The organism is Cloacibacterium sp. (assembly GCF_047601505.1).
Taxonomy (GTDB): domain Bacteria; phylum Bacteroidota; class Bacteroidia; order Flavobacteriales; family Weeksellaceae; genus Cloacibacterium.
On the sequence record NZ_JASGJD010000001.1, the window covers coordinates 724,223 to 748,677 of the forward strand.

General features: G+C 32.2%; 20 protein-coding genes. 5 read left to right on the top strand and 15 right to left on the bottom strand.

Annotation, left to right across the window (positions count from 1 at the left end):
* Positions 1 to 93: 93 nt before the first annotated feature.
* The 6 genes from QM746_RS03375 to QM746_RS03400 all read right to left on the bottom strand — a co-directional run bounded on the left by QM746_RS03375 (position 94) and on the right by QM746_RS03400 (position 8,940).
* A complete protein-coding gene (locus QM746_RS03375) occupies positions 94 to 2,673 on the bottom strand; it encodes a TonB-dependent receptor (protein ID WP_414982928.1) in 2,580 nt (859 codons plus the stop codon).
* Between the two features lie 145 nt (positions 2,674 to 2,818).
* Positions 2,819 to 3,688 carry a carboxylating nicotinate-nucleotide diphosphorylase gene (gene nadC / locus QM746_RS03380; RefSeq protein ID WP_414982929.1) on the bottom strand — a complete coding sequence of 290 codons (870 nt, stop codon included), beginning with the start codon at positions 3,686 to 3,688 and terminating at the stop codon, positions 2,819 to 2,821.
* 56 nt (positions 3,689 to 3,744) lie between these two features.
* Positions 3,745 to 5,319, bottom strand: coding sequence for an L-aspartate oxidase (gene nadB / locus QM746_RS03385; RefSeq protein ID WP_414982930.1), 1,575 nt, complete (start codon positions 5,317 to 5,319; stop codon positions 3,745 to 3,747).
* A 118-nt stretch (positions 5,320 to 5,437) separates the two neighbouring features.
* A complete protein-coding gene (gene rnhA / locus QM746_RS03390) occupies positions 5,438 to 5,914 on the bottom strand; it encodes a ribonuclease HI (RefSeq protein ID WP_414982931.1) in 477 nt (158 codons plus the stop codon).
* 66 nt (positions 5,915 to 5,980) lie between these two features.
* On the bottom strand, positions 5,981 to 7,543 hold the full coding sequence (gene dnaB, locus QM746_RS03395; RefSeq protein WP_374362576.1) for a replicative DNA helicase: 1,563 nt from the start codon (positions 7,541 to 7,543) through the stop codon (positions 5,981 to 5,983).
* Positions 7,544 to 7,704: 161 nt separating this feature from the next.
* On the bottom strand, positions 7,705 to 8,940 hold the full coding sequence (locus QM746_RS03400; protein ID WP_414982932.1) for an MFS transporter: 1,236 nt from the start codon (positions 8,938 to 8,940) through the stop codon (positions 7,705 to 7,707).
* A 59-nt stretch (positions 8,941 to 8,999) separates the two neighbouring features.
* Here QM746_RS03400 and QM746_RS03405 point away from each other — a divergent pair, with 59 nt between their 5' ends.
* Complete coding sequence (locus QM746_RS03405) at positions 9,000 to 9,335, top strand: DMT family transporter (RefSeq protein WP_414982933.1); 336 nt, start codon at positions 9,000 to 9,002, stop codon at positions 9,333 to 9,335.
* On the opposite strand, the gene QM746_RS03410 is transcribed toward QM746_RS03405, so the two are convergent.
* Entirely contained in the window at positions 9,336 to 10,856 is a 1,521-nt protein-coding gene (locus QM746_RS03410) for a GH3 auxin-responsive promoter family protein (RefSeq protein ID WP_414982934.1), read from the bottom strand.
* 412 nt (positions 10,857 to 11,268) lie between these two features.
* Between QM746_RS03410 and mfd the strand changes: the two genes are divergently transcribed.
* From mfd to pth, 3 genes are all read left to right on the top strand, one after another.
* Positions 11,269 to 14,679 (top strand): transcription-repair coupling factor, encoded by a 3,411-nt coding sequence (gene mfd, locus QM746_RS03415; protein WP_414982935.1) that lies wholly within the window; start codon positions 11,269 to 11,271, stop codon positions 14,677 to 14,679.
* A gap of 20 nt (positions 14,680 to 14,699) precedes the next feature.
* Positions 14,700 to 15,608, top strand: coding sequence for a hypothetical protein (locus QM746_RS03420; RefSeq protein WP_414982936.1), 909 nt, complete (start codon positions 14,700 to 14,702; stop codon positions 15,606 to 15,608).
* An 85-nt stretch (positions 15,609 to 15,693) separates the two neighbouring features.
* Positions 15,694 to 16,257 carry an aminoacyl-tRNA hydrolase gene (gene pth / locus QM746_RS03425; protein ID WP_414982937.1) on the top strand — a complete coding sequence of 188 codons (564 nt, stop codon included), beginning with the start codon at positions 15,694 to 15,696 and terminating at the stop codon, positions 16,255 to 16,257.
* Between the two features lie 191 nt (positions 16,258 to 16,448).
* On the opposite strand, the gene QM746_RS03430 is transcribed toward pth, so the two are convergent.
* From QM746_RS03430 to QM746_RS03455, 6 genes are all read right to left on the bottom strand, one after another.
* On the bottom strand, positions 16,449 to 17,084 hold the full coding sequence (locus tag QM746_RS03430) for a carbonic anhydrase (RefSeq protein ID WP_414982938.1): 636 nt from the start codon (positions 17,082 to 17,084) through the stop codon (positions 16,449 to 16,451).
* A gap of 57 nt (positions 17,085 to 17,141) precedes the next feature.
* Complete coding sequence (locus tag QM746_RS03435; RefSeq protein ID WP_414982939.1) at positions 17,142 to 18,731, bottom strand: SulP family inorganic anion transporter; 1,590 nt, start codon at positions 18,729 to 18,731, stop codon at positions 17,142 to 17,144.
* Positions 18,732 to 18,836: 105 nt separating this feature from the next.
* Positions 18,837 to 19,118, bottom strand: coding sequence for a hypothetical protein (locus QM746_RS03440; protein ID WP_414982940.1), 282 nt, complete (start codon positions 19,116 to 19,118; stop codon positions 18,837 to 18,839).
* A gap of 31 nt (positions 19,119 to 19,149) precedes the next feature.
* Positions 19,150 to 19,833 carry a carbonic anhydrase gene (locus tag QM746_RS03445; protein WP_414982941.1) on the bottom strand — a complete coding sequence of 228 codons (684 nt, stop codon included), beginning with the start codon at positions 19,831 to 19,833 and terminating at the stop codon, positions 19,150 to 19,152.
* Positions 19,834 to 19,940: 107 nt separating this feature from the next.
* Positions 19,941 to 20,501 carry a serine acetyltransferase gene (locus QM746_RS03450; protein WP_414982942.1) on the bottom strand — a complete coding sequence of 187 codons (561 nt, stop codon included), beginning with the start codon at positions 20,499 to 20,501 and terminating at the stop codon, positions 19,941 to 19,943.
* 26 nt (positions 20,502 to 20,527) lie between these two features.
* Positions 20,528 to 21,733, bottom strand: a complete 1,206-nt coding sequence (locus tag QM746_RS03455; RefSeq protein ID WP_414982943.1) for a glycosyltransferase — start codon at positions 21,731 to 21,733, stop codon at positions 20,528 to 20,530.
* Between the two features lie 119 nt (positions 21,734 to 21,852).
* On the opposite strand from QM746_RS03455, the gene QM746_RS03460 reads away from it, so the two are divergent.
* Positions 21,853 to 22,659 (top strand): FkbM family methyltransferase, encoded by an 807-nt coding sequence (locus QM746_RS03460; RefSeq protein WP_414982944.1) that lies wholly within the window; start codon positions 21,853 to 21,855, stop codon positions 22,657 to 22,659.
* Positions 22,660 to 22,684: 25 nt separating this feature from the next.
* Here the strand turns inward: QM746_RS03460 and QM746_RS03465 are convergent, their stop codons facing one another.
* On the bottom strand, positions 22,685 to 23,671 hold the full coding sequence (locus QM746_RS03465) for a glycosyltransferase family 2 protein (protein WP_414982945.1): 987 nt from the start codon (positions 23,669 to 23,671) through the stop codon (positions 22,685 to 22,687).
* A gap of 104 nt (positions 23,672 to 23,775) precedes the next feature.
* Positions 23,776 to 24,447, bottom strand: a complete 672-nt coding sequence (locus QM746_RS03470) for a hypothetical protein (protein ID WP_414982946.1) — start codon at positions 24,445 to 24,447, stop codon at positions 23,776 to 23,778.
* Positions 24,448 to 24,455 lie beyond the last annotated feature (8 nt).

Genomic DNA, 24,455 nt, shown 5'->3' on the forward strand with positions numbered 1-24,455 from the left:
ATTCACACAAATTTACAAAACATTTTTGAAATATTTGCAAAAAAAATCCCGACTGAAAAGCCGGGATTTAAAAATTATTTAGTCATTAATTTCTTAGAAATTAAATGATATTGTTGTAGACCAAGTTCTACCAAAGCCAAAGAATACTCTGTTTGAAGGGTCTATACCTTTGTATAGAGTTGCTTGATAAGCATCATATAATGCTTGTGCTTGCGCATCTGTATTGGTGTTGGTTTTGAAATTACTTAGTTTTTTTACAGGGGTATTAGTAGCCCCATCTTGGATGTAAGTAGTGTCAAGTAAGTTGTAAACATTCGCACCAATAGATAAAGATTGGTTAGTCCCTTTTAGTTTTAATTTATAAGAAGCACCAATGTTTAATAAATTAAAATCTGGCAATTGTAAAGCTTCTTTACCAGGAGTTAAGAAGTCTGCTACGTTCATTGCAGAGTAGATTCTTCCTACATATTGCCAAGTACCGTAGATTCTAAGATCTTCTACTGGTATAATAGTTGCTCCTAAAGATGCTGTAGTTTGAGGAATACTGTTGTTGCTTCCACCTACTTTTACACCATCAAGGTATAATACAGAAGTATTAGAGCCATTGGTAGTAACAGGAGTGTTGTCATCTAAGAAGTTAGAACCTGTAGCATTTCCTTTGTATTTGTAATCTCCATAAGAGAACATTCCGTCCAATTCTAGATATTTATTAACTTTATAGTTTGCTTCAAATTCTGCACCTTGGTGAAGCTGAGTAATTCCGCTAATTTCAGAGTATCCTGTATTACCATTGCCATCTATATTAGCAATATTGCCTCTTCTGTACCATCTATCTCTCCATTCAGTTCTGTATAAATTAATTTTTGCATTAAATTTAGCAGATTTGAATCCATAACCAATTTCAGAGCCAAAAATCTTTTCATTAGTTAGAGTAGGGTTTACTACTTGGAAATTACTTGGATAAACTGAATTCATAAAAGGTTGTTTGCTATAATATCCAATGTTACCAAATACATTGTGATGACTGTCGATATTATAATTAAGTCCTCCTTTTACCGTATAACCAAAAAGATTTTTAAATCCTGTTTTTCTGTCAACAACTTGTCCTTGTTGAGTAGAACCAGGTTTTATGAAATCATCAATTCTTTGGTAAGCTTGGTTAGAGACTGAACCTTGAATGAAAGCCGAAAGTTTATCTTTAGTATATTCTACTTGTCCAAATCCACTATACCATAATACCTCTCCGTCATTGCTATAGCCAATTCTGTCAGACATTGGTGCTGTAGAGCCACCAAATGGATTCCAAGTCATTTTTTTATAATCATAAAGATTACTTACAACGTTAGGCGCAATGTTTTTATTTTTATCATCTTTGTAGCCAGATGCTCCATATAAATTAGATGCTACTTGATAATGATAACCATAATAATATCTATCATCTGTACCTACTGATAAGTTCCAATTATCATTTAGTTTATGTTGGAAATTCATTAAGATACCATACCAGTTGTGAGAGTTAATACTAGATCTTCTAATTAAAGTGCTTCCAGCATTAGCGGTATTAACATTTACAGCTGCATTTGCAGCAAAAAGTTTATCATAGTCGTAGTGACCATTGGTGTCATAGAAACCAGTCATCCCATTTACTCCCACTTTTCCTAAATCTCCGGTACCACCACCACGTCCGTTAGACATGTAAACTACAGTACTTAAAGTAGATTTTTCATTGATAGTCCAATCCCAGTTAAGCATCATTACAGGTTTGCTGTAATAATTACTTCTGTTAGATAAAGCTATTCTATTACCATTAGCATCTGTATAATATCCAAAATCAGAATTGTATTGTCTGTATGGAGTTCCGTCGTGATCAGGATTGTATTTAATATAACTGTTGATTGTCGGTGCGTAAGATCTTTGGTCGTGCCATTGAGGAGCAGAAGTAATCATGAATTGCAAATTATGCTTTGCGCTAGGTTGGTAACCAAGTGCAAAATAATAAGTATAAGCTTCATAATTAGTATTTTCAACGTAAGTAGCTCCAGCTTGTCTTCCTAATAAGAAAGATGAAGACCATCCTTTTTGTGATTTACCTGTATTATAAGCAATAGAAGTTTTAAAATAATTATCATTTCCTATTCCCAATCTGAAAACTCCTCCTTGTTTCATATCAGCAGAACGAGTTAGGAAATTCATCGTACCTCCTACAGAAGCAATAGCTAATTTAGAAGAACCTAAACCTCTTTGTACTTGAATTGTGCTTGTAACATCTGCAAGACCAGTCCAGTTAGACATATAAACAGTGCCTCCTTCCATGTCATTTACAGGCATACCGTTTACCATTACGGCAACGTTTCTAGATTCGAAACCACGTAAAGTAATTCCAGAGTCACCAAAACCACCTCCACTTTTAGTAGCATATACAGATGGTGTAGTGTTCAGGATTTCAACAAGCTCTTGATTCCCTGCTCTTTCAATGATTTGTGCGGCTTTAATGTTAGAAACAGCAACTGGAGTTTTTCTGTCTTTAGCAATATCCGTAACACCTTTCAAGATAACAGCGTCAATGTCTTTTGTTTTTGTAGTGTCTTTTACGGATTGTGCAAAAGCTACACTAGCAGCAGATAGAGCAATGACAACTGAAAGTTTAGACTTTCCTAAATAGTTGGTTTTCATAAAATTTTATTAATTTCTAATGATTTATTTATGTGGCGAAAATACATTTTTTTTTGTTAACAAAAATTAACACAATGTTAATATTTTGAAAGTTTTTTTATGAAAAGCATAAAACCACGCATTTTAGCGTGGTTTTATAGGGTTTTTACTTTACTGCTTTGAGACTTAGGTCAATATTTTCAGCGGAATGTGTGAGCGCTCCTACCGAAATATACGTGACTCCTGTCTTAGCAATGGCGTTGAGCTGTTCCCGTAAAATGCCTCCAGAAGCTTCGGTTTCACATTTTCCGTTAATTAATTTAACGGCTTCGGTCATGGTTTTAATGTCCATATTGTCTAACATAATTCTGTCTATACCTTTTCCAGCTAATTTTGCGGCTTCTTCTACTTCGGCGAGATTTCTGGTTTCTACCTCTACTTTTAGTTTTAATTTATTTTTCTTGAGATAATCTTGTGTCATTTTTACAGCGTTGGTAATACTTCCGTTGTAATCTATGTGGTTGTCTTTAAGCATTATCATGTCGTACAATCCATATCTGTGATTAGTTCCGCCACCAATGGAAACTGCCCATTTTTCGCAAATTCTGAAATTTGGGGTGGTTTTTCTGGTGTCTAGAAGTTTAGTTTTTGTGCCGAGAAGTCTAGCATCCCAATCGTGAGTAAGCGTTGCAATGCCGCTCATTCTTTGCATACAATTAAGAATTAATCTTTCTGTGGAAAGTATTGATTGAGCTTTACCTGTAACTACAAATGCAATGTCTCCTTTTTTAGCATTTTCACCATCTTTAATAAAAACTTCTACTTTAAGATTTTTATCGAAAGTTTTAAAAATAATTTCTGCTAATTCTACACCTGCCAAAATACAATCTTCTTTTACCAAAAGTTTTGCACTTTGTACCAAATCTGTAGGAATGGTAGATAATGTAGAGTGGTCTCCGCTTTGGATGTCTTCTTCCAAAGCATTTTTTATAAATTGTTTTAAAGCTTTATCTGTTACGTAAGTTGGGCGTTTCATTGTTTTATTATGTTTTGAAAATTTAGGATTCAAAAAAAATATTATTATTAATTAGACTATGCAAAATCCTTATTATAAAAAGCACCTTTGTTTTCAGTCATTTCTAAAGAATTTTTAATAATGAGGTAAGAGATATTTACCAAATTTCTTAATTCTGAAAGTTCTGGTGAAATTACAGAGTAACTGTATAATTCTGTTACTGCGTCAAAGATTTCTTTTTGTTTTTTCTGTGCCAGTTTCAGTCTATTATTGCTTCTTACAATACTTACCAAATCGCTCATCATTTCCTGAAGCTGTTTTCTGAGGTAAGAAATTAATACTTTTTCTTCCATTATTTTCATGCCTTCATCATTCCATTCTGGTACATTTTGGAGGTCGAAATAATTAAATTCATCAATATTTAATAATTCTACCGTTTTCATAGCAGCATTATGCCCGAAAACTAATCCTTCTAGTAATGAGTTGGAAGCGAGTCTGTTAGCGCCGTGAAGGCCAGAGTTGGTACATTCGCCCACTGCAAAAAGATTTTTGATAGAAGATTGTCCATCTTTGTCCACCACAATTCCGCCCATTAGGTAATGACTTGCAGGAACCACAGGAATTAGTTGTTTAAAAGGGTCAATTCCTTCGTCTATACATTTTTGATAAATATTAGGGAAATGTTCTATAAATTTTTCTTTGTTCATTTCTGTGCAATCTAATCCTACATAATTGTCTCCAGAAATTTTCATTTCGTTATCTATAGCTCTTGCAACAATATCTCGAGAGGCCAATTCTTCTCTTTCGTCATATTTGTGCATGAATTTTTCTCCATTTTTGGTTTTGAGTTTTGCGCCATCACCTCTAACGGCTTCGGAAATTAAAAAAAGCATTCCGTCTCTTTTAGAATACATTGCAGTAGGATGAAACTGTATGTATTGCATGTTAGAAACCTTGCCTCGAGCCCTGTGTACAAAGGCAATTCCATCTCCTGTAGCAATAATAGGATTGGTAGTGTTTTTATAAACATGACCAGCACCTCCAGTAGCTACTAACGTTATTTTGGCAGTAACTTTCTTAATTTTTTTATTTTTTTGGTCTAAAACGTAAGCTCCATAACAATTGATGTTTTCTTTATCAAACGCTTTGTTTGGAATGTGATGCTGCGTAATTAAATCTATAACATAATGGTAATCTAGAATTTCTATATTTTCAGAATTGTTGCAATATTCTAGCAACGCTCGTTCAATTTCAGCACCGGTAATGTCTTTGTGGTGTACAATTCGGAATTCTGTATGTCCACCTTCTCTGCCAAGTTTGTATTCTCCGTCTTCTTTTTTATCGAATCTTGTTCCCCAATCTACCAATTCGCGGAAACGGTCTGGCCCTTCTTTTATCACCATTTCTACCACCTCTCTGTTGTTTTCTCCATCGCCAGCACGCATGGTGTCTTCGATGTGTTTTTCGAAATTATCTTTGCTGAAATCTGTCACAACAGCCAAACCGCCTTGAGCATATTTGGTATTTGTTTCGTCTTCTTCGGCTTTGGTAACGATGGTGATTTTGGCATCTGGCAATTGTTCTGAAATTTTTATGGCATAAGAAAGCCCTGAAATTCCCGAACCTATAACCAGTACATCTGTTTTTATCATTTTTTTATTAGAAGTCTAAATTTTTAAATTTATAAAGTGTAAAAATACTTACCAAAAATAAGCATTTTTAATCAAAAAACCCTTTCTGCGTTTAGAACGCAAAAAGGGTAGCTTATCATTAGAACAATCCATTTTCTTTTTGGTTTTCAAAAAATGTATCGATTTTTAAATCTGAAGATTGAGAAGCTTTTACGGCAAGTTGGTCGCAAATTTCATTTTCAGGATGTCCTGCGTGTCCTTTTATCCAATGAAACTGTACTTTATGTTTTCTAAAAAGCGGAATAAATCTTTGCCACAAATCTGGATTTTTTACATTTTTAAAACCTTTTTTTATCCATCCAAAAATCCAATTTTGATTAATTGCATCTGCTACATATTTAGAATCTGTAAATACATGAACTTCATTTTCAGGGTTTTTTAACTTTTCTAAAGCTTCTATTACTGCTAAAAGTTCCATTCTGTTGTTGGTAGTCAATCTGAAACCTTCGGAGAATGTTTTTTGATATTTTTTTTCAGGAACGCGCATTAGAATTCCGTAGCCTCCTTTTCCGGGGTTACCACTACAAGCTCCGTCTGTGTAAATTTCGATTTTCATGAATTTTGTGAAGCCGTAAATTAGTTTAAACGATTTTACGACTTTGCAAATCTACAATTTTGTATGTTAAAAAGGCATTTCTTCGTCTTCGTCGTCATTCATGGCAGAACCAGAGATATTTCCGGTGTCTGGTAATCCGAAAGCAGCGCCAGGATCTACAGAAACTCTTAGTTTTTCAAAACCTCCAGGTTCGTCTTGCTGTGCAAATCCTGAAGTGTGATAATTACCAAAAATATCCAAATCTGAGAATTTTGCCAAACTACCTTGAAATGACAATCTTACGTCTGCAATAGAACCATTTCTGTGTTTTGCAATAATAAGTTCGGCTTGGTTAGCAGAAGGTGTTTCGTCTTCCCATTGTTCTATTTTGTAATATTCGGGTCTGTAGATAAAAGATACAATATCAGCATCTTGTTCAATAGCTCCAGATTCTCTAAGGTCTGAAAGTTGAGGTCTTTTATTGGGTCTGGTTTCTACGGTTCTCGATAACTGAGAAAGTGCAATTACAGGTACATTTAATTCTTTAGCAATTGCTTTAAGAGAACGAGAGATGGTTGCAATTTCTTGCTCTCTGTTTCCGCCGCCTTTTCCTCCAGAGTTGGCAGTCATTAGCTGAAGGTAATCTACCATAATTATTTTAACGCCGTGTTGCATTACCAATCTTCGGCATTTTGCTCTAAAATCGAAAACAGAAAGTGAAGGTGTTTCGTCGATATAAAGTGGTGCATTTTCTAGAGCAGAAACGTTGGAGAAAAGTCTTTGCCATTCTTCTTCAGACATTTGTCCTTTTCTTAATTTTTCTGAGGAAATTCCTGTTTCAGAGGCAATCATTCTGGTAATTAATTGTACCGAAGCCATTTCCAGAGAGAAAAGAGCCATTGGAATTTGATGGTCAACACAAATATTTCTCGCCATCGAAAGAATAAAAGCTGTTTTTCCCATTGCAGGACGTGCAGCAATAATGATTAAATCTGATGGTTGCCAACCTCCGGTTTCTTTATCTACATCTCTAAAACCAGATGGTACACCAGAGAGTCCTTCTTTGTCTTTTAACGATTTAATTTTATCAATAGCTTCTCTTACTAATGAATTAGCGGTATCGAATCCTTTTTTGATGGTTCCGTTGGTAATTTCGAAGAAAGATTGTTCTGCTTTGTCTAATAACTCAAAAACGTCTGTAGATTCTTTGTAAGAATTGTCGATAACATTTGCAGAAACATTAATTAAGCTTCTTAAAATAAATTTTTCCAGAATTACACGTACGTGATATTCTATGTGCGCAGAAGAACTTACGCCCATGGTAAGGTCTATAATATAATGGTCTCCACCTGCAAAACCTAATTTTTCGGTTCTTTTGAGGTCTTGTATTACCGTCATTAAGTCAACAGGTTCATTTTTCTCATACAAATTGAGGATTGCTCTAAAAATTTCTTGATGCCTTGGGTCGTAAAAAACTTCTGGACTAAGTAAATCTATAGAGTAATCTAATCCTTTTTTGTCTATTAAAAATGTCCCGATAACCAATTTCTCGAATTCTACTGCATTGGGCGGCATTTTACCGTTCGAGATAGAGAGTTCCTTCGCGAAATTACCATGAGTAAGAGATGATAATGTTTCCTTCTGTGCCATAAGGCAAAGATAGTTTTTTTAATTTTTTTTTGAGGTTAATGTTGGTTTTTATTAGGATTAAAGATAAGGCTTTTGATTGCAGAAAGTTAGATGAGAATAAAATGTGGATAAATAGATGAGTTATTAAGAATTAATATTTTTTAAAAAAATTAAAATGCTTTTTAATATTCCATTTTCCTCAATTTGGGAACAAATTTTCCTACAAAAAGAGCAATAAGAACCGTCATTGTTCCACCGAAAACTACAGATCTTACAACACCTAAAAGTTTCGCCACAACGCCACTTTCAAATTGTCCCATTTCGTTGCTAGACATAATGAAAATAGAGTTTACACTCATTACTCTTCCTCTAATATTATCGGGCGTTTTTAGCTGAACAATAGTTCCTCGTATTACTACGGAAATTCCATCAAACATACCGCTAAGCATCAAAAAAAGGAAAGATAGCCAATATAATTTCGACAATCCAAAACCGATAATGCACAAACCAAAACCGGCAACTACTCCAATTAAAATTTTTCCTTGGTTTTTTCTCAAAGGAATAAAAGAAAGTGTTACGATAATAATCATAGAGCCAATGTCTGAAGCTGCGTTCAAAATACCGAAACCTTCGGCTCCAGATTTTAAAATGTCACTCGCGAAAACGGGAATCATCGCTACTGCGCCACCGAAAAGCACGGCAAACATGTCTAAACATAATGCTCCTAAAATTTCTTTGGTTTTGTAAATGTAAGCAATGCCTTCCTTCATGGAAGTCCAGATTTCAAGTTCATTTTTCTGGTATTCCGAATGTTGTTTTTTGATTTGAATGAAAAATATTGAAGCTAAAAAAATCAACAATAAAATAACAACAAGAGTCCATTTTATGGTAATTAAAGCGATAAGGAATCCTCCAATTGCGTGCCCCGAAACGGAAGCCATAAGAAAAGTTGCTTGGTTGAGCGTAATGGCATTGGGAAGTTTTTCTCTGCCAACAATTTTAGGAATCATTACCGGAATAATTGGGCCAATAAAAGCTCTGCAAATTCCTGTAAAAAATATAATTCCGTAGATGTAATAAGTGATTTGATGTCCTGTAAAATGAAGGTGCAAAGAATAAAATGCAGGAATTAACAATAAAGAAATCAATACAAAATAACCTACAGTGCAAATAAGTAGCATTTTCTTTTTCTCATTCATGTCGATAACATGACCTGCATACAAAGCAGTAGAAACAGCGGGAATAACTTCTGATAAACCAATTAATCCGATTGAAAAAGGGTCTTTGGTTAATTGATAAACCCACCATCCTAATAATGTGGCGAGCATTCTAAAAGCTAAAATTAAAAAAAATCTTCCGGTAAGCAGGTTTCTAAACTCCTTGTTTTCCAGAGTTTTTATAGGTTCAAGAGAAATCATAGAGCAAAGATAACAGAATTACAAATATTTTTTTGATAGTTATAGTCTATATTTGTGGAATGAATTGGTTAATACTCATCATTGCAGGATTGTTTGAAACGTCTTTTGCTTTTTGTTTAGGAAAAGCTCAACAAACTTCGGGTAAAGAAAATCTTTATTGGTGGTTAGGTTTTTTGGTGTGTCTGTTTTTATCGATGTTTCTCATGTACAAAGCTATTTCTGGCGAAAATGGTTTGCCAATTGGTACAGCTTACGCCATCTGGACTGGGATTGGAGCCGTAGGAAGCGTTTTGATGGGAATCTTTTTCTTTAACGAACCAGCTACTTTTTGGCGCATCTTTTTCGTTGTTACATTAATTGCTTCTATAGTAGGATTGAAGTTTGTGAGTGAGTAATTAAAATTTAAACTTCTCTAAAAACTCCCCAATTTTTCTATCATTTGCTAATCTTGGGATTTTGTTTTGTCCGCCCAATTTTCCTTCAGATTTTGCATATTCTTGGAAGGCGTTTTTCTGCAATTTGGTAATTTTCAAAACTTGCAAAATATTTCCAGAAATTAAATCATCATAATACGTGTTTCTTTTGCGCATTTCCAAATCTAGATTTTGGCGGAAACTTTCTAGATTTTCTGGCTCTTTTTCAAATTCTATAAACCATTCGTGATAAGGTAATTCGCCATTTTCGGAATTTACTTGCGGCGCAAGGTGAAACTCTGTAATTTGTGCTGGAAATTTCTCCACTGTAGCTTTCATCGCTTCTTCCACTTCAAAAGCAATTACGTGTTCGCCAAAAGCGGAAGTAAAATGTTTCGTTCTTCCACTTACCAAAATTCTGTGCGGATTTTTAGAAATAAATCTCACCACATCACCAATAGAATATGCCCAAAGTCCAGAATTTGTCGTTAAAATCAATGCATAATCTTTGTTGAGTTCAACATCTTTTAACGTTAATCTCTCAAAAAGAGGTTGCTGAGCGGAGTCGAAGCTTCCATATTGTTCCAATGGAATAAATTCGTAGAAAATTCCATGATTTGATTGCAACAAAAGTCCTTCTTTCTCGTAATCATCTTGAAACGCGAAAAATCCTTCGCTTGCAGGAAATGTTTGGATAATATCAACTTTTCCTCCCAAAAGTTCTTCCATTTTTTCGCGGTAAGGTTCGTAGTTTACACCACCTGTAACAATCAATTGAAGATTTGGGAACAGTTGTTTTATTTTTTTGCCATTTCTTTCAATTAATTTTTCAAAATACATAATCAACCAAGGCGGAATTCCCGAAATCAGGGTCATGTTTTCCTTTTCAGTTTCTTCTACAATTTTGTCAACTTTAGTTTCCCAATCTTCTATGCAATTGGTTTCGTAACTTGGCAATCTGTTTTTTTGTAAATAATTGGGGATGTGATGTGCTACAATTCCCGAAAGTCTGCCTGTTTTTATTCCGTTAATGTCTTCTAATTCTGGTGAACCTTGCAAAAAAATCATTTTTCCGTTCACGAAATCGGCATTGTTTTTTTGAGCAATATAATGGAAAAGTGCAGATTGCGCAGCTTTTACTTGGTAATCCATTCCTTCTGAAGTGAGCGGAATATATTTAGTGCCAGAAGTAGTTCCAGAAGTTTTAGCAAAATATTCTGGAGTGTCTTTCCAAAGGATATTTTTGTCTCCGTGTTTTACTTTTTCAACAAAAGGTTTTAAGTCTTCGTAATCCGAAATTTTTACATTTTTTTGAAAATCTTCAATCGATTTTATTTCCGAAAAGTTGTGTTGAAGACCAAATAAAGTCTTTTCAGCAGATTTTACTAAATCAAGAAGGAGTTTTTCTTGAAGTTGTTCTGCATTATTTTTATAATATTCTGTCTGCTTTACGTGGTTTTTTGCCCAGATTTTAGCAGCTACTTTTTTTATGAAACCAATCATTTTGCAAAAATAAACAAAAAACCGATGAATTGAGTTCATCGGTTCTAATAAGGATAAGTTTTCTTTCCCTATCTAAACAATAACTATATTTTCCTTTCTCTGAATCTCTCTTCTGGAGTTTCATTTTTTAAATTCCTATTAGTAAAGCAACACTTTATAATGATTTTGTCATTTATAAATTGTATTAATAGTGTATCATTTGTGTTTTGATGGTACAAACTTAGCAACCAAATAAGGTATTAGAAAATATTCTCAATAGATTAACTAAAGTTTATTAATCCTTAAAAACAACTTAAAAAATTAAAATCGTATTTTTGCAAAAATTAACGATTTCGGAGAGACCCGAAATCGCGTTTGTCGTTTTATAAAAATTGAAAAACGATAAACTTTTTTACAACTTTACGAATTCAAAATGCTAAAAAATATTAATCAAATACTTCTTCCAGAGCTTCTTAGGAAGAATTTTGGAAAAGAAATTTTCGAGAATTTAGATAAGAACAAACACATTTCCGTGAAAGGTTTTGCGGGCTCTGTTCCTTCCATTTTAACTACAGAATTGTTTTTAACCAAATGCCAAAACCAGCAGAATAGTAGTGTGCTTTTCATTATAGATGACAAAGAATCTACTCATTATATTACTTCAGAATTAGAAGAAATGCTTGGCGAAGAAAATGTGTTGTATTTTCCAGAAACTCATTTAGAACCGTATCAAATCGAGAAAACACAAAACGCAAATATCGTTTTAAGAACAGAAGTTCTCAATAGGTTGAATTTTGATAACAAACCAAAGGTTATTGTAGCTACAGCTTCGGCACTTTCTGAAAAAGTTTTGAAAAAAGAAGATTTCAAAGCTATTTCTCACACCATAAAAGTGGGCGATAAATTAGATTTTGATTTCACTGATGAACTTTTGAATCAATTCAATTTTAATTTTGCAGATTTTGTTTCAGAGCCTGGAGAATTTTCGGTGCGTGGCGGTATTGTAGATGTTTTTTCTTACGCTTACGAAAAACCCTTCAGAATTACCTTTTTCGGGAATGAGGTAGAAAGTATTAAAGAATTTGACATCGAAACTCAACTTTCAACAGGGAAAGTAGAAGAATTCGAATTGGTTTCTAATATGAATTTTGCAGTTACAGGAAGTAAAGTTTCTCTCTTAGATTTGTTGCCAGAAAATAGCTTTATCATTACAAAAGATGCTTATCTTACAGTAAAAAAATTGAAAGACTTCTATGATAAAGCCGAACAAAAATTTGAAACTTTAAGCAAAGAACTCAAACATCAAAAACCAGAAACTCTTTTCGTTTCTGATGAGGTTTTTTTCCAAAATTTGAAAAAATTTAAAGCGATTGATTTTACTTCGCAACAACTTAACGATTTTAAAACTTTACCTTTAAATCAAACTTCACAGCCTAGTTTTCATAAAAATTTTGAACTTCTCTCCGAAGATTTAAAAGAAAAAAAAGAACAAGGTTTTGAAATTTGGATTTCCTTTTCTGGTGATAAACAAAAAGAAAGATTAGACGAAATTTTCGCTTCAATTCAAGAAAATCAAGAGCCAAAAACAGAGAATCAAGAAAATCAACAACTGTATAAAGCATTTAAATCTGAACTTCACGAAGGTTTTATTGATTCTGAACTAAAAATTTCAGTTTATACAGACCATCAGATTTTTGACCGTTACCAAAGATATAAGGCTAAAAATTCTTTTGCAAAATCCGAGCAATTAACGCTAAAAGATTTAATGTCTCTAAAAGTGGGAGATTACATTACGCATATCGACCACGGAATTGGTAAATTTATGGGATTGGTGAAGGTTACCAACGATGGGAAAACGCAAGAATGTTTCAAATTGACGTACAAAAACAACGATTTATTATATGTTTCTATTCACTCGCTTCATAAAATTTCAAAATACAACGGTCCTGATGGAAGAGAAATTGTATTAAATAAACTCGGTTCGCCAGCTTGGAAATCTCTAAAACAGAAAACCAAAGCTAAAGTGAAGCAAATAGCGTTTGATTTGATTAAATTATATGCACAAAGAAAGGCTGCAAAAGGCTTTCCTTTTTCTCCAGATTCTTATTTGCAAAATGAATTGGAAGCAAGTTTTATCTACGAAGATACTCCAGACCAAGAAAAAGCAACCAATGATGTGAAAGCAGACATGGAAAATGATGGCGTAATGGACAGATTAATTTGTGGAGATGTTGGTTTCGGGAAAACAGAAGTTGCGATTAGAGCGGCTTTTAAAGCGGCAACTGATGGAAAGCAAGTTGCGGTTTTGGTTCCGACTACTATTTTGGCGTTTCAACATTATAGAAGTTTCAAAGAAAGGTTGAAAGAATTTCCTGTAAGTATTTCTTATTTGAATAGATTTCGCTCTACAAAACAGAAAAACGAAACCAAAGAAGGTCTTAAAAATGGTAAAATTGATATTGTAATCGGGACACATCAATTGGTAGGAAAAGACATCGTTTTCAAAGATTTAGGATTGTTGATTATTGATGAAGAGCATAAATTTGGGGTGAATGTAAAAGATAAACTCAAAACATTAAAAGCAAATATTGACACATTAACTTTGACGGCAACACCAATTCCAAGAACGCTACAGTTTTCTTTGATGGCTGCAAGAGATTTATCGGTAATTAAAACGCCACCGCCAAATCGTCAACCTGTAGATACACAAATTATTGGTTTCAACGAAGAAATTCTACGAGATGCTATTTCGTATGAAATTCAAAGAGACGGACAAGTTTATTTCATCAACAATAGAATTGAAAATCTGAAAGATATTGCAGGTTTAATTCAGCGTTTGGTTCCAGATGCAAGAGTGGTAACTGGTCATGGACAAATGGATGGAAAAGAATTGGAAACGAGAATTTTAGATTTTATGGAAGGAAAATATGATGTCTTGGTTTCTACAACTATCGTAGAATCTGGAGTGGATGTTCCAAATGCAAATACGATTTTCATCAATGATGCACAAAGATTCGGGATGGCAGATTTGCACCAAATGCGAGGCAGAGTTGGTAGAAGTAATAGAAAAGCATTTTGTTATTTGATAACGCCACCGTTTGACATGATGACTTCGGATGCCAGAAAACGTTTGGAAGCGATTGAACAATTTTCGGATTTGGGAAGCGGTTTTCAAATTGCAATGAAGGATTTAGAAATACGTGGAGCAGGAGATTTATTGGGAGCAGAACAAAGTGGTTTCATCAACGAAATGGGTTTTGAAACGTATCAAAAAATTATGCAAGAAGCTTTGGAAGAACTTCAAAATGATGATGAATTTTCGAATTTATTTGAGAATGAAGAAGATCGTAAAAAATTATTCAAATCTCAGAAAGAAGTTAATATTGATACTGACTTTGAACTGATGTTGCCAGATTCTTATGTGAATTCAACTGAAGAAAGATTGTCACTTTACCAAAAATTAGCAGAAATTTCAACAAAAGAAGATTTGCAGCAATTTGAAAATGAGCTAGTTGATAGATTTGGTGAAATTCCGAAAGAAGCCATTAATTTATTAAAATCTGTTGAGTTGAAATGGCTTGCGGCAGAAATTGGTTTTGATAAAATTGTAATGAAAAACGGAATTTTCTTGGGATATTTCCCAGATAATCCTCAAGATAAATTTTACCAAAGCGAAAAATTCAGAACTCTAATTGCATATCTAAGTCAAAATCCTCGAGAAGCTCAACTCAAAGAGAAGTCTGGCAAAGAAGGTAATCAGCTGATGATGAGAAAAGACGCCGTGAAAAATGTAGATGAAGTAAATATTTTGTTGAACAATATTTTGCAACATAAAAATGTGTAAATTTGTGAAAAACTGATACAATGAAATCTGTAAAATTTTTATTTTCTTTAATCTGTGGTCTTTTCTTATTTGTTTCTTGTGTTCCGGAAGCAGATTCTAACGGAGATTTACTTCATGGAATTGGCGATATAGGCATTGGAAACGGAGGCGGAGGAAACTCTGGCGGCGGAGGAACGGGAGGAACAGGTGCAAAAGTACTTTCTAAATATAATACAACAGATAGTAATAAAGCTTCTATTAGCTATAATTTTACCTATTCTAATAAAGTATTGACTAAAATCGCTATTTCAGATGGTTCTTTAACTACAGATTTAACCTATTCAAACGGATTAATTTCTAAATCTGTAACTGTAATAAAAGACGAGCAAACGGGAACAGAAACAACTTCTACTACCAAAAACATTGAATATAATTCTGTAGGGAATATTACCAAAATAGAATCTACAGACGAAATGTCTATGAGTGGAAGCGTAATTAATACTACCGATAAAACCACTGTTTTTACTTATAATTCTGATGGAAAAATTACTAAATACATTCAAACGGCAAGTATAGGCTCATTAGTTTCGCAGTCTTTTGTTTGTGATATTTCTTATACAGGAAAAAATATCTCTAAAGTTGTTCTTACTACAAAAATGCCAGGATCGCCACTTCCAGATTTAGTAGTGACTTCTATTTTTAGTAATTTTGATAACAAAATAGCGGCTTTTTCTACATTGCCAGAAAATTTCAGACAACTCTCCATTTCGGATTTTAGTTTTGCTTTTTACGGAACGGGAACTAATAATTTTGGTAAAGTCTCTATTACAGAATCTATGATGGGAACAACTGTAGATGCTACGGCTTCGTACTCATACGATTCTGAAGGATACACCATTTCTGCAAGTAGTAATGGTGATAATTCTACCTACGAATACATTAAATTATAGTTTTAGATATTGTCAATAATAATTTGGTTGAGATTTTTTATTTTCAATAATTTATCTTTGCAAAATCAAATTTTAAATAAGAAAAGTGAAGTACTTAATTGTAGGTTTAGGAAATAAAGGCGAAGAATATACGGAAACACGTCATAATATTGGTTTTAAAGTGGCTGAAAAAATTGCAGAAACTTTGGAAGCTCCATTCAAAACGGCAAATTTTGGTTGGATTTCTGATGGGAAATACAAAGGAAGAAAAGTGTTTATATTGAAACCAGATACTTATATGAATCTTTCGGGAAATGCCGTTCGTTTTTGGATGCAAAAAGAAAATATTCCGTTAGAAAATGTATTAATCGTTACAGATGATCTGGCACTTCCTTTTGGAACTTTAAGAATGAGAAAAAAAGGTTCAGACGCTGGTCATAATGGTTTGAAGAACATACAAGAGATTTTACAAACACAAAATTTCGCAAGGTTGCGTTTCGGTATTTCGGCAGATTTTTCCGAAGGAAAACAGATAGATTATGTTCTGGGAAAATGGAACGAAGAAGAGCAGAAAACGTTGCAAGACAGGATAGAATTATTTGCAAAAGCCAGTTTGTCTTTTGTTTTCGCTGGAGTTAATAATACGATGAATACTTTTAACGGAAAGTAGTTTTCGTCAATTTAAATATTTTAAAGTCGTGAAATTGTTATAATTAGCAGTTTCACGACTTTTTTTATAAATATTTTGAAAGAAAAAAGCCTCGTAAAAACGAGGCTATAATGCGAGAAAGATTTGTTGTTAATTAAAAATCAAAAATATATGAAGATTCTCTCGCACTTGTTTAATATGTGTCGCAAAAACTACAACCATGTTACAACTCCTGTTTTCACATCGTAGTTTGCGCCAAGAATTTTTATTTTTCCTTCTTTTTCTAATCCTCTAAGGGTAGAACTTTGGTGTCTAATATCTTCGATAGTTCTTTTTATATTGCAAAGATTAAGCCTTTCTAATAAAGCTTCGTTTTTAGAAGAACGTTCTTCGCCTTCATTTATAATTTCGTGGATGCAAGGCTCGAAATGATAAATTAAATGATTAAGATTGTCCATTCCTAAGTCTTCAATTTTTGCAGCATCTAATCCTCCTTTTAAAGCGCCACAATTGGTGTGTCCTAAAACTAAAACAAGTTTAGAGCCAGCAACATTACATGCAAATTCCATAGAGCCAAGAATATCTTGATTGGCAAAGTTTCCTGCAATTCTAATACTGAAAATATCTCCCAAACCTTGGTCGAAGATAAGTTCGGCAGATGTTCTACTGTCTATACAGCTTAGAACGGTTGCAAAAGGCCATTGTCCTTCTCTGGTGTCGTTTACTTGTTCTAGCAAGTTTCTATTTACTTTAAGATTGTTTACAAATCTTTGGTTTCCTTCTTTTAAAAATTGTAATGCTTTTTCTGGAGATATAGTTGATTGTGTTTCAGATGTATGTGCTTTCATTTTTTTTGTAATTGATAATTAATAATTGTTGAATAATTTTGAATTTAAAACGATGTTTTAAATTGCTCTTTTGTGAGTGATTTTGATGTGAGAATGTTTATCTGCTTCGTAATCTTTGTAAGAAGTTTTGAAGCCTTGTAAAACCACATCGATATTTTCTTCAATAGCTCTCACGTTTGCGAAATCTTCTATCATTTCTAATATGTCATCAGAGATGTAAGAAGTTTTAGTAGCATTGATGATTACTTTAGAATTTGGTTCTATATTTTTTAATGTTTTTTTGATGGCAGCTTTGTTTAAGAAAGAAACTTCTTCAGCTAAATCTATTCTTATTTCGTCTGCTTCTTCTAGTTCTTCTCTGCTGTAATAATATGCTCTTTTCATATTTCCTTGCAATAAATAGAAAATTGAAAAAGCAATTCCTAGTGCTACTCCTTTTAGTAAGTCTAATGCTACAACAGCAATTAAAGTTGCAATAAATGGGATGAATTGATATTTTCCTTTTTCCCAAAAATGTTTCAATTTTGATGGGCTTGCCAATTTATAGCCAACTAATAATAGAACCGCTGCAAGAGTTGCCAAAGGGATTTTATTCAATAAAAAAGGAATACTTAAAACGCAAATCAACATGAAAACACCATGAATAATTGCAGATGTTTTGCTTGTAGCACCAGCGTTTGCGTTGGCAGAAGACCTCACGACAACAGATGTCATAGGTAAACCTCCAATAAAAGAAGAAACAACATTGCCAATTCCTTGAGCTTTTAATTCTAAATTGGTATCTGTAATTCTTTTATGAACATCCATTCTATCTGAAGCTTCAATGCAAAGTAGTGTTTCTATTGATGCTACAATTGCAATTGTGGCTCCTAAAATCCAAACTTTGGGATTAGTAAATCCCGAAAAATCTGGAAAAGTAACTAGATTTTTTAAATCTTCGGCAGACTGAGGAACTGGTAGATTTACCAAATGTTCTTTTGCAATTTCTAATGATGTTCCTTTGAAAAGTTCGTTGAGCGCAATTCCTGCAACTACAGCAACTAATGCTCCGGGAAGCATTTTTAATTTTTTAAGAACAGAAACTTTATCCCAAGTTAGTAAAATGGCAAGAGAAACTAAGGTTACTATTATCGCTCCTGGCGAAAGTGCATTGCCAAGATTAGCTGCATATTCTGAAAGATTAAAGCCGTCAAATATTTTTTGATTTCCTTCAAAATCTTTGTCGTAACCTACAGCATGAGGTATTTGTTTCAAAATGATGATGATGCCGATGCCTGCTAACATTCCTTCAATTACATTATTTGGAAAGTAATTAGAAATACTTCCGGCTCTTATAAAACCCAAAACTAATTGAATGATACCAGCGATTATACCAGCAACTAAAAACAGTTCAAAACTTCCTAAATCTGAGATTCCAGCTAGTACAATTGCTGCTAAACCAGCTGCTGGACCAGATACTGAAATGTTTGAATTGCTTAATACGCCTATTACGAGACCTCCTATAATTCCGGAGATAATGCCAGATAATGGTGGAGCTCCTGAGGCAAGCGCAATTCCTAAACATAGAGGAAGAGCAACTAAGAATACCACCAATCCTGACGGCAGATTTTGTTTTATATCTGCTATGAATGATTGATTATTTTTCATTATTTAGTTTAATTATGATAAAATTGTACACGTAAAATAACTGCTTATAAAAATATAAGCACAACAATGCTCGTGATTAAAGATTAACCACGATTTTATACAAAATTAAACTTCGGGAGGCGGTGAAAATATAGTTAATAAAGGATTTAGATGCATTGAGTCGTCCTTTTGAATAAAGGAGACGTTTTTGTTTCTAAAACTATATCTTTGTTGTATGTAATCTGATGATTTGTAGGGTTTTGGAGGGTATTTTTCGTTGAAATTGGCAATGTTATTTTTTACTTCTTCCTCCGAAATGTTATTATTGAGCGTTGGTAAATCCCAATCAAACATTGCTGCTAAACCAGGCAAAACAGTAAAGTTGACAAAAATTGCCAACGTAAACATGCCCATATATTTCAGTAATGTATTAATTATTTTAGTCTTTTAAATTTTTATTTTGCTTTCTGCTCATCACCCAATCAGAATCTGTAAGGTCATAAACTTTTTGAATATCTTTCAATATTTTTTCAAAATCAATTTCCAAATCGATTAAGTTTCCTGTTTTTAAATCAAAAACCAAACCATGAACAATTGGATATTGGTCTAAAATGTATCTTTCTTGCACTACAGCCATTTTTATTACATTAATGCATTGTTCTTGCACATTAAGTTCTATAAGTCTGTCGTAACGTTTTTGCTCATTTTTTATGGCGTCTAATTCTGTTTGATGCAATCTGTAAACATCTCTAATGGTTCTAAGCCAAGGATTCATTAATCCAAAATCTTGAGGAGTCATTGCAGCTTTTACACCACCACATCCGTAATGTCCACAAACGATAATGTGTTTTACTTTTAAATGATGAACAGCATATTGAATAACAGCTGTAGAACTCATGTCTAAGGTATTCACTACGTTTGCGATGTTTCTGTGTACAAAAACTTCTCCAGGTTTCATTCCCATTAGTTCTTCGGCGGTTGCTCTAGAATCACTACAACCAATGTAAAGATATTCCGGAGCTTGGCCTTCAGCTAATTTTGTGAAAAATTCAGCATCTTGTCCGAGTTTTTCTTCAATCCATTTTTTATTGTTCTCGAAGATTTTTTTATAACTCATCACCATTAAATTTTTATTGAAATAGACAGAAATTAAATAATATTATCTATTTTTCGGTAAAAATAAACAAAATTTATTCCAAATACTGATTGGTATTATCTTTTAACAAAATTTTAATATTCAATTTTATTGTTAATATAGTCTTGTGTAGCGTTATCTTTAACGGTATAAGAAGCTGGATTTCCTATCACAATTGCATTGTCTGGAATGTCTATATTTACATAAGCGTTAGGCGCAATAAGAACATTGTTGCCAATTTTTATATTGCCTACAATTACAGCATTTGGACCAATCCAAACTTCGTTTCCTATCTCTGGAACGCCTATATTTTTGCCCCGATTTGATTGTGCAATAGTTACACCTTGCGCAATGTTGCAATTTTTTCCAATTTTTGTTTTAGGATTGATGACAACAGCGCCCCAATGTCCCAAGTAAAAACCTTCGCCAATTTGGATTTCAGGATAAATTTGGAAACCATATTTTATTTGATAATGACGCAGAATAACTCGCCAGAAAATTCCTAAAATTGATTTTTTAGAATGAGTTTGACATTTTCTCAAAAGATAAATAAAGTGAAGATTAGGATTGACGCATTTTTTCAAAATCTCTATTCTAGAAAGCCATTTTCCGCTTTCTCTATAAAAATCTTTTTGGATGATAGTTTTTTCTAACATTAGAACAAAGATAAAAGAAAAAAGATTTATAAATTGTCTATAATTTTACAAATAGAATATACAGAATTTTCTAGATTGAAAGGCATTTGGTAATCTTTCAAATTTTCTTGATATTTTTCAAAATATTCAGGATTTGTGAGTGCTTTTTTCATTCCGTCATAAATTCCTTCTTCAGAATTTTCTACAATCAAACCAAGTTTTCCGTCTTCTAACATTTCTCTCACTCCAGAAACATCTGTGGCAATAATGTTTTTTTTCAAAGTGATGGCTTCAAACAAAACCGTAGGAAATCCTTCGTATCTGGAGCTCAAAATATAAAAATCTGAATTCTTAAAATAGGGATATGGATTTTCTGCAAAACCAAGCATTTCGACAGTTTTATCTAAACCGAGTTCTGTTTTTAAATTTTTAATATTTTCAAAATCATAGCCATCTCCGATGATTTTAATTTGATGTTGATAACCTTCGTCTAACAATTTTTTGTGAACTTTTAGCAATCTGTCGAATCCTTTTTGCGGAAAAACGGTTCCTACACTTACGAATGTTGGATGATGGATGATGGATGATGGATGATGGTTGTTATTGCGAGGAACGAAGCAATCCATTGTTTTATCTTCCAACTTCTGACTTCTGACTTCTGACTTCTTCAAAATTTCTTCCGTATCAATTGGGTTATAAATCCTTACAATTTTAGATTTTTCACTTTCGTTTTTGGCTAAATTTTCAAAATCTTTTTGGATGTGTTCGGAAATCACCATGATTTTATCAAAGCCAAAAAACTTGCGAATCTCTTCGTTGGTATAATTGTGAAATTCTGTTTTTCTTAAATCATTGTGAATCCACACAGTTTTTTTAGAAGAATAGATTGGCGAGTTCAAAATGTCGTCTCTCATCCCGTGAATTGCGGCAAATTCTATATCGTATTTCTTATTTTTTAGAATCGTAGAATACAGAATTTTTGGGAATTTTTGTAATAATTTTTGATATAAAACACGAAAAACTTTCTTCGGAATATCTTGAATTCTATTGGTGGTAATCATTTCACCTTTGTTCAGATAGAGCACATTTATCCAATCAGGAACTTCAGAGAGATATTTTCCAGAATATAAATTGAGCACTAAATCTATTTCGTATTTGTCTTTTGGAATATTTTTAAGAAAAGTCACGAGAACTTTTTCTGCACCACCATGACGCAGAGAACCAATTCTGATGAGGATTTTTTTCTTTTCCAAGAAAACAAATATACAGATAAAAACTTTTTCTTTTTAATGAAAATTTGTTTGTCATTTTACATTCAATAATTTTATTCAATAGTTTTTAAATAAATTGTATCTTGCATTATTAATTAAAAATGATGATAGAAAAAATAAAAAAAATTATTAAGAAAGAGGGAATTATAAATTTTTTGCATAGAAAATATTACACAAGAATAAAACCAATAAAAGTAAAAACTCTTAAAATAATTTATTTTAAAGGTAATAGAATTAAAATTTGGGTTGATCCTAAGAATGGATATGTTGATAGATGTATATATGCTTTTGGGGGTTATGAGAAAGATATTTTAAAAGATGTAATAAAATACTTGCATAAAGATTCTATTGTGTTTGATATTGGTGCAAATATTGGGCAACATAGTATTGTTTTTTCATTGTTTTCAAGTGAGGTTTATGCATTTGAGCCTAATAAAAATGTATTTGACCAATTTTTGGATAGTGTTAAAGAGAATAAAATAAATAATATACACTTAGAAAATTACGGGATAGGTGAAGTAGATGAAACGAAAGAACTTTATATAAATCCAGACAATGTTGGAAATAGTTCAGTAATTCCAGATAATAAATTTGAACATGTGCCTGTAAAGATTAAGAGTTTAGATTTATTTGTCGAAAAATTAAAGAAAGTTGATTTCGTGAAAATAGATGTGGAGGGTTTTGAATTAGATGTTATACTTGGGAATAAGACTTTTTTTGAAAAATTTAGACCTAAAATTTGGCTAGAATATAACCCAGAATTGTATCACAATTCTAAGTATAATATAACTCAATTAAATGATTTTATTATTGAGAATAAATATGAAGTTTTCAGTTTAAAAAAACAGAAAAATATCAATAATATATTAAGTTACAATATTTCTCAAGACGACTTGTTGCTATTATAAAAACTTAAAATGCAATTATATCAAATTATTTATTTTTTTTAGTTTTGTATTTAAATATCATTTTTTTATAAAATAATAAAAGTTTATATTGACTTGTTTTTAAAAGAATATAAATTATTTTTCTACTTACAGAGTTGCTGTATTTGTAATAGTTTTTATTCAAAGTTTTAGATAAAATTTTTAAACTTTTATCTGGATTTACTTCTTTTGAAAAAATAAATCCGTGATCTATACTTGCTTCTACAATGTCCCAGTCTGTTTTGTATATTTTATATAGAACTTTTTCAGATTTACAAAAATCATTTATGTATTTTATAAAATCTATTAAAGAAAAATGATAGGTGTAAAAAGAAATAAAAGGATGTATCTTAGTGCTTAAAGATGTGCTATTGTGGTTGTAGTGGTATCCTCTATAATTTAACGTGTAAATACTATCTATATAAGTTATGTATTGGAAGAAGAACATTTGATCTTCTCCATAAGAAACCAAATTATTAAAAGTAAGATTGTTTTTTTTTATTGTTTCGGTGTGATAAAGTTTTGCAAAAGGACTGCCCAAAGACATAAAATGATATTCTAACATTAAAACGTCTAAATCTTTTTTAATATCATATAAGGTATTGGTATATTTTTTTGAATTTCTATTTTGAAAAATTTCTTGTATTATGAGTGTTTTAGGATTTTGAATTTTTGAAACAAATTGTGATAAGTAATCTTGTTCAACCCAATCATCTGAATCTATAAAACAGATATATTCTCCTTTGGCTTTACTAATTCCTAAATTTCTAGCGCTGCTAACTCCTTTGTTTTTAGTGTTGTGTAATTTTATCCTTTGGTCTTTTTTTAGATAAGGTTGTAAAACATTAATGGTATTGTCTGTAGAACCATCGTTTATAATTAATAATTCAAATTCATGATATGTTTGAGATAATATACTTTCTACGCATTTATCTAAGAATTTTTCATTGTTATAAGTTGGGACTACTATGGAAATGAGTATGTTTTTTTCCAAAATTTTATTATTTAATTTAAGATTAAATTTTGTAATTGCTTTAGAGTAGAAAAACATAAAAGATAATATATATTTTGAATTATAGAATTAAAAAGCATATCAATTTATTTTTTTCTAAGAAATAGACAAGTAGATGAGTAATTTTTCTTTAAATCAAAAAGATAATACTTCATCATAAACCACCATTCTTTACTTTTGTACCAAGGCATAAAAAATCTCAATAATTTTATTAAAATTAATTTGGGTTTAGATTTTAAAAATTTGTAAAAACTATATTCTGTTTTCGCTATATTTTGATCAATTAAATAAAAATTATCAAAAAGACTTTTATAAATTTTTTCAGGGGTTGCTCTGTAATAAGCTTCCACAGGGTCTGGAGACGGTGGAAATACCAAAGAATTGGTAATAATAAGATAGCCATTTTCGGCTAAAATTTCAAATAATATTTTGGATAATTCTTTTCTGGTATTTTTGTTGAGATACATCAAAATATTATTGCAGAGAATAAGCTTGGGTTTTAGTTCTTTTACTAATCTTCTGAAGTTTTCATCAGATAAATCTCCAACTAAGTCTATCCCATCATCTCTTTTCATGTCGAGATGGATAACTTGTTTTTTTTCGTCTGAAAAAAGATTAAAAATATTATTTTGTATAAATGGTTGCTTTTCAGTTCTGTAGGCGAGAGTTGAGCTTCCTATATTAAGCACAGGGAAAGGTTCTTCGGGAAGAATTTCTTTTATTTTTTCGGCAATCCAGATAGATTCTTCTACAAGCATATTTGTGT